The sequence below is a fragment of the Bradyrhizobium sp. 192 genome, from assembly GCF_023100965.1.
Taxonomy (GTDB): Bacteria; Pseudomonadota; Alphaproteobacteria; order Rhizobiales; family Xanthobacteraceae; genus Bradyrhizobium; species Bradyrhizobium symbiodeficiens.
In genome coordinates, this window is the sequence record NZ_CP064690.1 from 3,251,618 (window position 1) to 3,265,561 (window position 13,944).

General features: G+C 65.1%; 10 protein-coding genes. 8 read left to right on the forward strand and 2 right to left on the reverse strand.

Annotated elements, in window-relative coordinates:
- The first annotated feature begins 173 nt into the window (after nt 1-173).
- From IVB24_RS14805 to cyoD, 4 genes are read left to right on the forward strand one after another with little or no spacing between them, the layout of a single operon-like run.
- Nucleotides 174-1,007: a cytochrome ubiquinol oxidase subunit II gene (locus IVB24_RS14805; RefSeq protein WP_247773422.1), complete on the forward strand. Its 834-nt coding sequence runs from the start codon at nt 174-176 to the stop codon at nt 1,005-1,007.
- Nucleotides 997-2,997 (forward strand): cytochrome o ubiquinol oxidase subunit I, encoded by a 2,001-nt coding sequence (gene cyoB, locus IVB24_RS14810; RefSeq protein ID WP_247773424.1) that lies wholly within the window; start codon nt 997-999, stop codon nt 2,995-2,997. The genes IVB24_RS14805 and cyoB overlap by 11 nt, the downstream gene beginning before the upstream one ends.
- On the forward strand, nt 2,997-3,638 hold the full coding sequence (locus IVB24_RS14815; protein ID WP_247773425.1) for a cytochrome (ubi)quinol oxidase subunit III: 642 nt from the start codon (nt 2,997-2,999) through the stop codon (nt 3,636-3,638). The genes cyoB and IVB24_RS14815 overlap by 1 nt, the downstream gene beginning before the upstream one ends.
- Complete coding sequence (gene cyoD, locus IVB24_RS14820) at nt 3,635-4,021, forward strand: cytochrome o ubiquinol oxidase subunit IV (RefSeq protein ID WP_247773427.1); 387 nt, start codon at nt 3,635-3,637, stop codon at nt 4,019-4,021. Before IVB24_RS14815 ends, cyoD begins: the two co-directional genes overlap by 4 nt.
- A 220-nt stretch (nt 4,022-4,241) precedes the next feature.
- Here the strand turns inward: cyoD and IVB24_RS14825 are convergent, their stop codons facing one another.
- On the reverse strand, nt 4,242-5,030 hold the full coding sequence (locus IVB24_RS14825; protein ID WP_140477722.1) for a thermonuclease family protein: 789 nt from the start codon (nt 5,028-5,030) through the stop codon (nt 4,242-4,244).
- 201 nt (nt 5,031-5,231) lie between these two features.
- On the opposite strand from IVB24_RS14825, the gene IVB24_RS14830 reads away from it, so the two are divergent.
- The 4 genes from IVB24_RS14830 (at nt 5,232) to IVB24_RS14845 (ending at nt 10,182) form a co-directional block, all read left to right on the forward strand.
- Nucleotides 5,232-6,830, forward strand: coding sequence for a GMC family oxidoreductase (locus tag IVB24_RS14830; RefSeq protein WP_247773428.1), 1,599 nt, complete (start codon nt 5,232-5,234; stop codon nt 6,828-6,830).
- Between the two features lie 8 nt (nt 6,831-6,838).
- A complete protein-coding gene (locus IVB24_RS14835; protein ID WP_247773430.1) occupies nt 6,839-7,285 on the forward strand; it encodes a hypothetical protein in 447 nt (148 codons plus the stop codon).
- Between the two features lie 93 nt (nt 7,286-7,378).
- Complete coding sequence (locus IVB24_RS14840; protein ID WP_140477725.1) at nt 7,379-8,398, forward strand: trypsin-like peptidase domain-containing protein; 1,020 nt, start codon at nt 7,379-7,381, stop codon at nt 8,396-8,398.
- Nucleotides 8,399-8,457: 59 nt separating this feature from the next.
- Nucleotides 8,458-10,182 carry an FAD-dependent oxidoreductase gene (locus IVB24_RS14845; protein WP_276578255.1) on the forward strand — a complete coding sequence of 575 codons (1,725 nt, stop codon included), beginning with the start codon at nt 8,458-8,460 and terminating at the stop codon, nt 10,180-10,182.
- A gap of 154 nt (nt 10,183-10,336) precedes the next feature.
- Here the strand turns inward: IVB24_RS14845 and IVB24_RS14850 are convergent, their stop codons facing one another.
- Complete coding sequence (locus IVB24_RS14850; RefSeq protein ID WP_247773431.1) at nt 10,337-13,813, reverse strand: indolepyruvate ferredoxin oxidoreductase family protein; 3,477 nt, start codon at nt 13,811-13,813, stop codon at nt 10,337-10,339.
- Between the last annotated feature and the right edge of the window lie 131 nt (nt 13,814-13,944).

Consider the following 13,944-nt stretch of genomic DNA (forward strand, 5'->3'; position numbering starts at 1 on the left):
TGCTTCTGCGTTCATGTCATTGACATCGCATGGAATTGCATTGTTGCGGCTGGTCAAACGCGCATGGCTGGCCCTTGCGGCTCAGGAACCGTTCCGAGGTGGCAGCGTTTGTTGCGGAGCCTTTCCCGCGCTAGGCTGTGTCCCGGGGCTTCCCAACCGCCAGTGGCTTGCCGATGAATCTGCTCGACCCACAAGGGCCCGTGGCCGCGGGCAACAGCACCATTCTGGTCGATTCCGTCTTCATCATGCTCGTGATCGTGGTGCCGACCATTTTCGCGATCCTCGGCTTTGCATTCTGGTTTCGCGCCTCGAACTCAAAAGCGCGCTACCAGCCTGACTTCGTCTATTCCGGCCGCGTCGAGATGGTGGTGTGGGCAATCCCCGCGCTCACCGTCATTCTGCTCGGAGGGGTCGCCTGGATCGGTTCGCATCGGCTCGATCCCGCGGCGCCCGTGCCGGGCACCGGCAGCCCGGTGCGGATCCAGGCCGTCTCGCTCGACTGGAAATGGCTCTTCATTTATCCGGACCAGCGCATCGCCACCGTCAACACGCTGACGGTGCCGGCCGGGGCCGAGCTGAATTTTCAGCTGACGTCGTCGAGCGTGATGAACACGTTCTTCATTCCGCAGCTCGGCAGCATGATCTACACCATGAACGGCATGGTGACGAAGCTGAACCTGCGCGCCGACAATGAAGGCAAGCTCAAGGGATTGTCGGCGCATTTTTCCGGCGACGGCTTTCCCGACATGATGTTCGACGTCAACGTCATCTCGCCGCTCGCCTTTCCGGATTGGGTGGCGGCGACGGCGAAGTCCGACACCGTGCTGAACGAGGACAGCTACAGGAAGCTGATGCAGCAGGGTATCGAGAAGGGCAAGCCGACCTACCGTCTCGAAGACCCCAGGCTGTTCGACTTGATCGCAAACCAGCACATTCCGCCGGGGCCGGGGCCGGAGCTGATCTCCGATGCCGGACGTCCGCACAGTGGAGGGCACGATGCTCGGTAAGCTCGATTGGTCGGCCATTCCGTTCGATCAGCCTATACCGCTCATCGCCGGTGCGATCGTGCTGGTCGCGATCCTGGGCGTGCTGACCTGGGTCGTGGTGAAGGGGCATCTGCCCTATCTCTGGAGCGAATGGATTACCAGCGTCGATCACAAGCGGATCGGCGTCATGTATATCCTGCTGGCCTCGGTGATGCTGCTGCGAGGCGGCAGCGATGCCATCATGATGAGGATCCAGCAGGCGGTCGCCTACCAGTCGCAGGGCTATCTGCCGCCCGAGCACTACAACCAGATCTTCTCGGCGCACGGCACCATCATGATCTTCTTCGTGGCGATGCCGTTCGTGATCGGGTTGATGAACCTGATCGTGCCGCTGCAGCTCGGTGTGCGCGACGTCGCGTTCCCGACGCTCAATTCGGTAGGGTTCTGGCTGACCGCGACCGGCGCGCTGCTGGTCAATCTCTCGCTCGTGGTCGGCGAGTTCGCGCGCACCGGATGGCTCGCCTTTCCGCCACTGTCGGAGCTGTCCTACTCGCCGGGCGTCGGCGTCGACTATTATGCCTGGTCGCTCCAGATCTCCGGCGTCGGCACGCTGGTGGCCGGCATCAATCTCGTCACCACGGTCCTGAAGCTGCGCACCAAGGGCATGAACTATCTGCGCATGCCGATGTTCTGCTGGACCACGCTGGCTTCCAACCTCCTCATCGTCGCGGCCTTCCCGATCCTCACCGCCACGCTCGCGATGCTGCTGCTCGACCGTTACCTCGGTTTCCATTTCTTCACCAACGAGGCCGGCGGCAACGTCATGATGTTCATGAATTTGATCTGGGCCTGGGGGCATCCGGAGGTCTACATCCTGGTGCTGCCGGCCTTCGGCATCTTCTCCGAGGTGGTGTCGACCTTCTCCGGCAAGGCGCTGTTCGGCTATCGCTCCATGGTGCTCGCGACCATGGCAATCTGCGTCATCTCCTTCATGGTCTGGCTGCACCATTTCTTCACGATGGGGGCGGGGCCCGACGTCAACGCCATCTTCGGCATCGCCAGCATGATCATCGCGGTACCGACGGGCGTGAAGATCTACAATTGGCTGTTCACGATGTATGGCGGCCGCATCCGCTTCGCGACGCCGATGCTGTGGGCGGTCGGCTTCATGGTCACCTTCATCGTCGGTGGATTGACCGGTGTCCTGCTCGCGGTGCCGCCGGCCGACTTCATGCTCCACAACAGCATGTTCCTGGTGGCGCACTTCCACAACGTCATCATCGGCGGCGTGCTGTTCGGCGCCTTCGCCGGCTTCGAATATTGGTTTCCCAAGGCATTTGGCTTCCGCCTCGACGAACGCTGGGGCAAGCTGGCGTTCTGGTTCACTTTCCTCGGCTTCTTCATCACCTTCGTCCCGCTCTACATTGCTGGCATGCTCGGCATGACCCGGCGCATGCAGCATTACGACGTCGCGGCTTGGCGGCCCTGGATGATCGTTGCAGCCATCGGCATGGCCGTGCTGACGATCGGGGTGATCTGCCAGATCGTCCAGATCGTGGTCAGCATCCGCAACCGCGAGGCGCTGCGCGACCGTACCGGCGATCCCTGGGACGGCCGTTCGCTGGAATGGGCGACCTCGTCACCGCCGCCTGTATTCAATTTCGCCTTCAATCCCGACGTGCGCGGCGAGGACGCCTATTGGGACATGAAGGCTCACGCAAAGCAACAATCGCTCGATCGCGACAGGCCGGAATATCAGGACATCGAGATGCCCCGGAATTCCCCGACCGGATTCGTCTGCGCGTTCTTCGCCACCATCATGGGCTTTGCGCTGATCTGGCACATCTGGTGGATGGTGATCCTGGGCGGCTTGGGCGCGTGGGCAACCTTCGTCGTGTTCGCCTGGCGCGACCACGACGAATACGTCATTCCCGCGGGGGAGGTCGCGGCGATCGACCGCGTCAATCTCGAGGAGCGGCGGAACCTCGTCAGCATGGCGGGAGCAGTCTGATGGCGATGACCGCGGCCGCAGGCCACGCGCACGCCGATCCCCATCACATCGGGGTCGTCATCGAGCATCCGGGACCCGCTTCGAAGCGGATCGTGACCGCCTACGGCTTCTGGATATTCCTGCTCTCCGACATCGTGATGTTCTCCTGCTTCTTCGCGGCCTATGCGGTGCTGTCTGGTCAGACTGCCGGCGGCCCGAAGGGTTCGGAGATTTTCGAGCAACGGAATGTCGCGATCGAGACGGTCTGCCTGCTGCTGTCGAGCTTCACCTGCGGCATGGCCAGCATTGCTGCCGATGTGCGCAACCGGTTCTGGTTCTACCTCGGCATGACCGTGACCTGCGTGCTCGGGCTGATCTTCCTCGTCATCGAGTTCCGCGAGTTCGCCGACCTCGTCGCGCGGGGCTATGGTCCCTCGCGCAGCGCTTTCCTGACCGCGTTCTTCTCGCTGGTCGGCTGCCACGGCCTGCATGTTTCGGCCGGCGTGCTGTGGCTGCTCACCATGATGGCCCAGGTGTTCGCGAAGGGCTTTCGCGCCGACGTCCTGCGCCGGATGATGTGCTTCGCGCTGTTCTGGCACGCGCTCGACATCGTCTGGGTCGGGGTGTTCTCCGTCGTCTATTTGCTTGGGAGCGCCGCATGAGCGATCAGAGCCACGCGCGGACCGACCATGACCTCGCGCCGGGCGAGGAAGAGCAACACAGCGTCGGCACCCGGCTCCTCGGCTACGTCGTCGGGCTCGCGCTCGCGCTGCTGCTGACGGCGACGTCGTTCTTCATCGCCGGCACGGATCTGGTCTGGCAGCCCTCCATCCCGGTGGCGTTGATCGTGCTGGCGATCGCGCAGATGGGGGTGCATCTGGTGTTCTTCCTGCACATCACGACCGGCCCCGACAACACCAACAACGTGCTGGCGCTGGCCTTCGGACTGCTGGTGGTCTTCCTGGTCGTGGGCGGCACGGTCTGGATCATGGCGCATCTGAACGCGAACATGCCGCCGATGGACCAGATCATGCGGATGCAGTGACGGAGCCGCCCAAAAAAGAAGAGCCGCTTGTGATGACAAGCGGCCCAAGTCTAGGGAGGAAACGCCCAAGCAAGGCAATCGGGCCGAAGCCGGATTGCTGCCAAGGAAACGCCCGCGCAAGCGCTTGCGTACGCATAGAAATGCGGCAACTCCCGATGAAGTTCAATTCCGGATCAATACGGACCCGGACTACCACTCCCGGCTGCGTGAACGACTTTGCTCATTTCGGCCGGCGGCAATTGTAGGCCTTGCGGAAGCCGGCCGCCTGGGCGTCGTCCTCCGAACAGAACCAGCGGTCAGGCTTGGTGGTCGCCGGGTAGCTCGGGCAGCCCCGCAGATGATAGATGCCGATATTGCCGGTGACGCGGGCGCGCACCGCGAGCTTGCCCTTGATGCTGCAACTCGGCGGCATCGTCAGGTCCTCCGGGAACAGCACGGCACGAATTTCCTTGTCGCGGTCCGGGCGGCAGGCGGCGCCGAGCAGCGCACCGTCCTTCTTGCCGGCGCGGAAGTCTTGCGGTGCAACAAAGCAACCCTTCCAGATTCCGGCCGAGGCCGTCTTGGCTTCGCCCGCCGCCGGCTTGACGTTCGCCTTGATCGGCTCGCGGGCGATGGCAAAGCCGAGCTTGACCAGTTGCTCGTTCAAGGTCGCCTTGTCGCCCTCGGCCGTGCAGATCGCCCGGTGTCGCTTGCCAAAACTCTTCTCCGGCCCGACATCGTCGCAACGCACGGAGCGCTTGTTGATCAGCTTCGCGAGCTGGTCGCGGGCCTCGATACCGCAGGTCCAGGGATCGGCGTGATCGTCGATGCAGACCTGGTCAAGCTCGGGCGCGTCGACGCCGTCGAGCCGATAGGTGACGTCGCCAAGCTGGATGGCGTTGCCGTCCCGGACTGTCGCGGCGGCGGTCAGCGCGGACGCCGGCTCGGAAGACGCCAGAAACCCGGACAAGGCGAAAAACAAAATGAGCGCAAAAGCGCGGGCGGCGGCAAAGACATTTCGGAAGGACATACGATCTCGCTATCGATGGCTCGTGCACCTCGTTCCTAGCATCCGGATGTGGCGATACCAATGGTCTGCACCCTGCGAAGTGCGACATTCCGGCTCCGCGGCTTTACTCCCCGCCCGCTCTGACCCTATCGTTCGCAGGCCTTGCCGACCGTGCAGGCCGAATCGACCGGGAAGCGGCGAGGGCGGGAGGAAAAGATTGCGATGAAAGACCCCGTGGACGTCCTGATCATCGGCGCCGGCGCTTCGGGCGCGGCGGTGGCGTGGTCGCTGGCCGAGACCAAGATGCACATTCTCTGCCTGGAGCAGGGCGGCTGGATGAACCCGGCGGAATATCCCAGCGCCGGCCGCGACTGGGAGGCGAAGTTCTACGGCGAGTGGTCGTCGAGCCCGAACGTGCGCGGCCGTCCCGAGGACTATCCTGTCAACGACGACAATTCGCCGATCAAGGTCGTGAACTACAATGCGGTCGGCGGCTCCACGGTGATGTACACCGCGCACTGGCCACGGCTGCATCCCTCCGATTTCAAGGTGAGGACGCTCGACAGCGTCGCCGACGACTGGCCGATCGACTACGACGCACTGACCCCGTTCTTCGAAGAGAACGACCGGATCATGGGCACGTCCGGCTTGTCAGGCGATCCGCTCTCGCCGTTGACGCACCCGCCGATGCCGCAACAGCCGATGGGATTGTCCGGTGCCATCATCGGCAAGGCCATGAACAAGCTCGGCTGGCACTGGTGGCCGTCGGACACGACGGTCGCGACGATGGACTATGAGGGCCGCGCCCGCTGCATTAATCTCGGCCATTGCACGCCGGCCTGCGCGCAAGGCGCAAAGTCCTCCACCGACATTACCTATTGGCCGCAGGCGATCCGCGCCGGCGTCGAGCTGCGCACTCATTGCCGGGTGCGCGAGATCACCACCGACGAGAACGGCATGGCCTCGGGCGTGGTCTATTACGACAAGGACGGCGTCGAGCAGTTCCAGCCGGCGCATGTCGTCATCATTGCCTGCAATGGCGTCGGCACGCCAAGGCTCTTGCTGAACTCGGCGTCGCCGCGCTTTCCGAACGGTCTTGCCAATTCGTCCGGCCTCGTCGGCAAGAATTTGATGTTCCATCCCTATGCGCAGATCTACGGCTATGTGAAAGAGCCGACTGACTCTAACCGCGCGCCACCGACCTGCCTGTGGAGCAAGCAGTGGTACGACACCGACCTGTCGCGCGGCTTCGTGCGCGGCTACGGCGTGCAGTTCGTGCGCGGCGCAGGTCCCGTCTTCGAGGCGGTCGTCAGCGAGCAGAGGGGCATTCTGCCCTGGGGCGAGGATCATCATCGCGTCTTCCGCAAGCTGAACGGCCATCGGCTCGGATTTTCCGCGATCTGCGAGGATCTGCCGGAGGAGCACAACCGGGTCACGCTGGACCCCGTGCTGAAGGACAGCCACGGCATACCCGCGCCAAAGATCAGCTACACGATCAGCGAGAATAGCCAGAAGATGATGGACTATGCGCTGGCGCGAGGCCGCGAAATTCTGGAGACCGCCGGGGCGACCGACATCTGCGTCAACTCGCCGATCCCGTGGGGCGGCTGGCACCTGCTCGGCACCGCGCGGATGGGCACCGACCCCGAACGCTCCGTGGTCAACGAATGGGGCCGCAGCCACGATGTGAAGAACCTCTTCATCGTCGACGGCAGCATCTTCGTCACTTCGGGCGGTGTGAACCCGACCTCCACCATCCAGGCCCTCGCGCTCTACATCGCCGACCAGATGAAGCAGCGCCTTGCCAATTTGTTTGATTGAGGCACGCCATGTCCGCAGACAATCTCACGCGCATCCAGCGCGACGACCTCCGCACCATCGCCGCGATGATCGTTCCCGCCAGCGACGAGTACAAGGTGCCCGGCGCCGACGACCCCGCGATCCAGGCCGACATGCTGGCAACGCTCGGGCGCGACACCAAATTGGTCGCGGCGGCGCTGGACCATCTGGCGCGGCTGGCAAGTCAGCCGCTCGCCGAGCTCGATGCCGCGAGACGCGATGCGGTGGCGCAGGAGTTTCGCGAGGCCGGCGGCGTCGCTGCCGCGACGCTCGTCCGTGTCGTGCTGCAATGCTACTACCGCGACGACCGCGTGCTGCGCTCGCTGGGGATCGAGCTGCGCGCGCCGTTCCCCAAGGGGCATGTGCTGCCGGATGGCGACTGGTCGCTGCTCGATCCGGTCAAGGCGAGGGGCGGCTCGCTGAGGCAGGTCCCCTAGCCATCCGGGCAGTCCAGCCCTGCGCTCCGGGGCGGGCACCTTGCGCGGCAGTGAGAAGGCCACCATTTGTGTGAGCCTCCAAGGACTCTTGCCATGCTGGATTTCACTTCAGATATCGTCGATGACGCCTCGTCATCGCGAACCACAGCGTCTGCCCCGGCCGATGACCGGGCGTTGCTGGACGCCTATTCCAATGCCGTGATCGACGTGACCGACCGGGTCGGTCCCGCGGTCGTGCGGGTCGAGACCGGGCCGAAAGTGCCTGACAGGCGCGAGCGCAGCGGGCTCGGCTCGGGCATCGTGATCTCGCCCGATGGCCTCGTGCTCACCAACAGCCACGTGGTCGGCACCTCGAAGGAGATCCGGCTGCGCGACGTGGAGGGCCATGTCGGCGATGCCCAGGTGCTCGGCGTCGACCCTGATACGGATCTGGCGTTGCTGCGGGCCAACGGCGCGCGCCATCTGCCCTATGCCGCGCTCGGCAATTCCAAGACCTTGCGCCGCGGCCAGCTCGTGATCGCGATCGGCAATCCGCTCGGCTTCGAATCCACCGTGACCGCCGGCGTGGTCTCGGCGCTCGGCCGTTCGATCCGCTCGGTCAGCGGACGTACCATCGAGGACGTGATCCAGACCGATGCCGCGCTCAACCCCGGCAATTCCGGCGGCCCGCTGCTGTCGTCGAATGCCGAGGTGATCGGCATCAACACCGCCATCATCAACGGCGCGCAGGGCATCTGCTTCGCGGTCGCCAGCAACACCGCGCAATTCGTGCTGTCGGAGATCATCCGTCACGGCTATGTCCGCCGCGCCTATATCGGTGTCGCCGGGCAGACCGCGCCGGTCCCACGGCGGCACGCGGTGCTGGCCGGCATCGAAAACAAGATGGGCGCGCTGCTCGCGCAGATCGAGCCGGATGGTCCGGCAGCGAAGGCGGGCCTGTTGCCCGGCGACGTCGTGATCAAGCTCGACGGGGTCGACATCAATGGCGTGGACGATCTGATCCGCGTGCTCGATCGCGACCGCATCGGCCGGCGGCTCGCCATGGACGTGCTGCGGCTCGGCCGCCTGCGGGCGATCGACATCGATCCGATCGAGCGGAAGCCCGCCCGCTAGCGTTCGATGGGCGGGGCGAGGTATGACTTAGGCATGCCTCGCCTCCGGACACCTGCCGCATGATGCCGGCGAATGAGATCTACGATGTCGTCGTCATCGGCGCCGGTGCCGGCGGCATGACAGCCGCGGCCGTGGCCGCGGCGCAGGGCCTGCGCGTGCTGGTGATCGAGAAGACTGCGTTCGTCGGCGGCACCGCGGCTTGGTCCGGCGGGATGGTCTGGATTCCCGCGAATGCCAGGATGAAGGAGGCCGGGCTCTCCGACAGCGTCGCGGATGCCGTCCAATATCTGTCGGGCACGGTGCCCGAGCCCGCCAATGCCGGCCTGCGCGCCGCCTTCCTCGCGCGCGGGCCCGAGGCGATCGCCTGGCTCGAAGCCAATACGGAAGTTCGCCTTCAGCCGGTGAGGTCTTGTCCGGATTGTTATCCGGAGCGGTTGGGCGCAACGGCTGGCGGCCGCGTGCTGGCGCCGGTCGGCTTCGATGGCAGGCGGCTGGGCGAAGCTTTTGCGCGATTGCGGCCACCGCTGCCGGAGTTCACGCTGTCCGGCGGGATGATGGTCGATCCTCGCGACGTTGCGCATTTGCGCAGCTTTGGAAAGTCGCTGCGTTCGACCTTGCGCGCGGCACGGCTGGTCTCTCGATATGCGCTGCAGCGGCTGCGCAGTCCGCGGGGAACGTCGCTGTATCTCGGCAACGCACTTGCGGCGCGGCTCTATGATTCGCTGCTGGCGCGGCAGGTCGAATTTCTCTTCGACGCCGACGTCGAAGACCTCTCGATGCAGGGCGATCGCGTCGGCGGCGTGGTCATCCGCCATGGCTCGCGCGACCGGCCGATCGCCGCGCGCCGCGGCGTGGTGCTGGCGACCGGCGGCTTCTCGCACGACAATGTGTTGCGCAAGCGCTTCTTCCCGGCGGCGGCCGGACTTGTCTCGGTGGCGAACCCTTTCAGCACCGGCGACGGGCTTCGGCTCGCGGCGACGGCGGGTGCCGCGCTCAACACGGACGCGACCAGCCCGGCCTGTTGGGTGCCGGCTTCGCTGTTCCGCCGCGCCGACGGCAGCCGCGGCGTGTTTCCGCACATGGCCGATTGCGCCAAGCCCGGTGTGATCGCGATCAACCCAGAAGGCCGGCGTTTCGTCAACGAGGCGGCGTCCCACCACGAATTTGTGCTGGCGATGCTGCGCGAGAGCAAAGGTAAGCCGGACCGGCCGTTCTATTTGCTCTGCGACCGCCGGTTCCTGTGGGCTTACGGCCTCGGCCGCATCAAGCCGTTCACGCGAAATTATCGGCGCTACGTGGCGAGCGGCGAGTTGATCGAGGCGCCCGATATCGCGCAGCTGGCGACGAAGATCGGCGCCAAGCCCTCTGCGCTGACGGCGACTCTTGCGAGCTACAACGAAGGCGCGAAGGAGGGCCGCGATGGTGAATTCGGCCGCGGCAGCACGATCTATCAGCGGCATCTGGGCGATATCGGGCACAAGCCCAACCCTTGCGTTGCGCCGATCGAGCGCGCGCCGTTCTTCGCGTTACGCATCTATCCGGCCGATCTCAGTACAGCGATCGGCTTAGAGGTCGACGCGCAGGCCCGCGTGCTGCGCGAGGACGGGACGCCGATCGCGGGCCTCTACGCCTGCGGCAACGACATGGGCTCGATCATGAATGGGAATTATCCGGCGCCGGGGATCGCGCTCGGGCCCGCGCTGACATTCGGGTATATCGCGGGGCGGCATCTGGCGGAGGGCGGTGTGGTCGCGCCGGTTTCCTGCGTGTCAGCCTCCGGCTGACCATCCTCTCCGCTGTCATGCTCCGCCAAAGCGGGGCATCCAGTACGCCGCGGCTTGTCAGTATCTCACCGCCGTCTCGGAGTATTGGATCTTCCGGTCAAGCCGGACGATGACGCCGAATGTGTGGGGAGCGTGTCGCCTGAGCTTATCGCCGCTACTCCGCCGCTGCGGCAAAGCGGCTGTTCTCCAACTCCGCTTCCAGCCGCGCCGTCTCGGCCGCCGCGAGCTTGACGTTGGCTTCCTTGACGTGACCGAAACCTCGGATGGTCTCGGGCACCCTTGCGAGCCTTGCCAGCAGCGGGATCTGCTCTGCCTTCAGCCCGGCCATCCGCTGGTCGATCATCGCCAGATAATCCGCAATCAGTTTGCGCTCTGTCCGGCGCTCCTCGGTGCGGCCGAACGGATCGAACGTGCCGCCGCGCAGGAATTTAAGCCTGGCGAGAACACGGAAGGCGTGGAGCATCCAGCCGCCGAATTCCTTCTTCTGGAGATGTCCGGTAGTCTTGTCGCGCTTCGCGAAGATCGGCGGAGCGAGGTGGTATTTCAGCGTGAAGTCGCCGTCGAATTTCTCTGACACCTTCTTGGCAAAGCTGCCATCGGTATAGAGCCGGGCAACCTCGTACTCGTCCTTGTAGGACATCAGCTTGAACAGGTTTTTCGCGACCGCTTCGGTCAGCTCGGTAGAGGCCGGCGAGACCGCGCTCTCCGCCTTCCGCACCTTGGCAATTGCCGCGAGATAGCGGTCGGCGTAGGCCTTGTCCTGATAGCCCGTCAAAAACTCGGCGCGGGTCGCGATGATGTCGTCGAGGGATTTGGTCGGAGCGGACGCGCGGCTCTTGAACTGGAGCACGCTGCGCACCCGCGACATGTCGTGGGCGGCCAGGCGGCCCCAGCTGAAGGCGAGCTTGTTCATCTCGATCGCGGCACCATTGATCTCGATGGCGCGCAGCAGCGCTTCGAGCGACAGCGGGATCGCCCCCTTCTGGAAGGCGAAGCCGAGCATGAAGGGATTGGTCGCAATGCTGTCGCCCATCAGCGCGGAGGCAATACCTGTCGCGTCGATGATGTCGAGGTTGTTGTCGCCGATGGCGTCGCGCAGCACGGTCTGCATCGTGCCCATCTCGAAATCGAGATCGGGGTTTTGCACGAAGCTCGCGGTCGGCTGCAGGTCGGCGTTGACATAAGCCCTCGTCACGCCGCGCTCGGCGCGGCTGAGCGCGGAGGGACCTGCCGAGACGATCATGTCGCAGCCGAGGATGACGTCGGCGCCGCCGGTGGTGATGCGGACCGCGGAGATGTCCTCCGGCTTCGGGGCGATGCGGACATGGCTCATCACCGCGCCGTTCTTCTGCGACAGGCCGGTGAAGTCGAGCGCCGAGCAGCCGCGGCCGTCGACATGTGCGGCCATGCCGAGCAGGGCGCCGATGGTGATGACGCCGGTGCCGCCGATACCGGTGACGAGGATGTTGTAGGGCGCGTCCAGCTCGCGTGCGGGCGGCAGCGGCAAATCGGCGAACAGCTGGCCGGAATCGACTGCCGAGGTCTTCATCCGCTTGAGCGAACCGCCGTGCACGGTCACAAAACTCGGGCAGAAACCCTCGACGCAGGAGAAGTCCTTGTTGCAGTTCGACTGGTCGATCTGGCGCTTGCGGCCGAACTCGGTCTCCAGCGGCTGCACCGAGACGCAGTTGGAGGCCTGCGAGCAATCGCCGCAGCCTTCGCAGACCAGCTCGTTGATGAAGGCGCGTTTCGCGGGATCGGGATAGAGCCCCCGCTTGCGGCGGCGGCGCTTTTCCGCGGCGCAAGTCTGGTCATAGACGATGACCGAGAGGCCCTCGACGTCACGCAGCTCGCGCTGCACGGCATCGAGCTCGCGACGGTGATGGATGGTCGCGCCTTGCGGGAAGTAGTTGCCTTGTGGGTACTTGCTCGGATCGTCCGAGACGATCGCAAGACGCTTGACGCCCTCGGCCCAGACCTGATGCGCGATCTGCGCGACGTTGAAGGCGCCTTCCGCCGGCTGCCCGCCGGTCATGGCGACGGCGTCGTTGTAGAGGATCTTGTAGGTGATGTTGATGCCGGCAGCGGATGCGGCGCGGAGGGCAAGAAGACCCGAATGGGTGTAGGTGCCGTCGCCGAGGTTCTGGAAGATGTGCTTCTCAGTGGTGAAGGGCGACTGGCCGATCCAGTTCACGCCTTCCGCGCCCATATGCGAGATCAGATCGGTGCGGCGGGTCGGCATGCTCAGCGCCATGCCGTGGCAGCCGATGCCGGCCATGGCGCGGCTGCCCTCGGGCACGCGTGTCGAGGTGTTGTGCGGACAGCCCGAGCAGAAGAACGGCGTGCGCGCGAGCTTGATCTGGGTGCTGGTGGTGACCGGATTGTCGAAGGCCTCCAGCCGCGCGAGGCGCTGCTCCAGCACGGGGCTGTGATGGCCTAGCTTGCGCAAGCGCGCCACCAGCGCGCCGGCGACGATGGTCGGCGTCAGTTCGCCCTCGCTCGGCAGCAGCGGCGCGCCGCGCTCGTCGCGCTTGCCGGTGACGGTCGGGCGCGCCGACGCATCAATGTTGTAGAGGATGCGCATCAGCTGGTCTTCGATGAAGCCGCGCTTCTCCTCGACCACGAGCACGTCCTGCAGGCCTTCGGCGAAGCGCTTGGCGCCGCTTTCCTCCAGCGGCCAGGTCAGCGCGACCTTGTAGATGCGCAGGCCCAGATCCTGCGCGTCCTTGTCGGTGATTCCGAGATCGGCGAGCGCCTGGCGGAGGTCGAGATAGGCCTTGCCGGTCGCGACGATGCCGAGCCGCGCCGGCTTTGAATCGAGCACGATGCGGTCGAGCTGGTTGGCGCGGGCGAAGGCCTGCACGGCGGCCATCTTCGGCCCGAACAGGCGCCTCTCCGCGTCCAGCGGCGGATCAGGCCAGCGGATGTTGAGGCCACCGGGCGGCATCTCGAAATCGTCGGGCAGCACGATCTTGATGCGTTCCGGATCGCTATCAATCGAGGCCGAGCTTTCCACGGTCTCGCTGATCGCCTTGAAGCCGACCCAGCAGCCGGAGAAGCGCGACAGCGCGAAGCCGTAAAGGCCGAGATCGAGATAGTCCTGCAGCGTCGCCGGATTGATCACCGGGATCAGCGCCGCCGCGAACACCTGCTCGCTCTGATGTGCCAGCGTCGAGGACTGGCAGCCGTGGTCGTCACCGGCGAGCGCGAGCACGCCGCCGTTGAGCGAGGTGCCGGCCGCATTGGCATGCTTGAGCGCATCGACCGAGCGGTCGACGCCGGGGCCTTTGCCGTACCAGATGCCGAACACGCCATCGACCTTGGCGCCGGGGAACAGGCCGACCTGCTGGCTGCCCCAGACCGCGGTGGCCGCCAGATCCTCGTTCAAGCCGGGGACGAAGGCGATGTCGTGCTGCTGGAGGTGCGACTTCGCGCGCCACAACGCGTGGTCGTACATGCCGAGCGGGGAACCGCGATAGCCCGAGATGAAGCCGCCGGTGTTGAGCCCCTGGAGCCGGTCGCGTTCGCGCTGCAACATCGGCAAGCGGACCAGGGCCTGTGTGCCGGACAGGAAGATCCGCTTCGATTCGAGCCGGTATTTATCGTCCAGCTCGACCTGCAACAGCGTCATTTCGGGGATCCTTGTTGTCCTGGTCCGGCGAGGGATTTTGCGCCGCGGGAGGCTTACGGCTTTGCGAAGCGGAAGAGCACAGTCAAGAGTATGGGCCGTCGAAGTCAATATCGCTGGCCGCATCCGTGGCG

What these genes read in the sequence shown, in the direction of transcription:
- IVB24_RS14805 (WP_247773422.1), top strand. Translation starts at nt 174, where the DNA reads ATGAATCTGCTCGACCCACAAGGGCCCGTGGCCGCGGGCAACAGCACC.
- cyoB (WP_247773424.1), top strand. Translation starts at nt 997, where the DNA reads ATGCTCGGTAAGCTCGATTGGTCGGCCATTCCGTTCGATCAGCCTATA.
- IVB24_RS14815 (WP_247773425.1), top strand. Translation starts at nt 2,997, where the DNA reads ATGGCGATGACCGCGGCCGCAGGCCACGCGCACGCCGATCCCCATCAC.
- cyoD (WP_247773427.1), top strand. Translation starts at nt 3,635, where the DNA reads ATGAGCGATCAGAGCCACGCGCGGACCGACCATGACCTCGCGCCGGGC.
- IVB24_RS14825 (WP_140477722.1), bottom strand. Translation starts at nt 5,030, where the DNA reads ATGTCCTTCCGAAATGTCTTTGCCGCCGCCCGCGCTTTTGCGCTCATT.
- IVB24_RS14830 (WP_247773428.1), top strand. Translation starts at nt 5,232, where the DNA reads ATGAAAGACCCCGTGGACGTCCTGATCATCGGCGCCGGCGCTTCGGGC.
- IVB24_RS14835 (WP_247773430.1), top strand. Translation starts at nt 6,839, where the DNA reads ATGTCCGCAGACAATCTCACGCGCATCCAGCGCGACGACCTCCGCACC.
- IVB24_RS14840 (WP_140477725.1), top strand. Translation starts at nt 7,379, where the DNA reads ATGCTGGATTTCACTTCAGATATCGTCGATGACGCCTCGTCATCGCGA.
- IVB24_RS14845 (WP_276578255.1), top strand. Translation starts at nt 8,458, where the DNA reads ATGATGCCGGCGAATGAGATCTACGATGTCGTCGTCATCGGCGCCGGT.
- IVB24_RS14850 (WP_247773431.1), bottom strand. Translation starts at nt 13,813, where the DNA reads ATGACGCTGTTGCAGGTCGAGCTGGACGATAAATACCGGCTCGAATCG.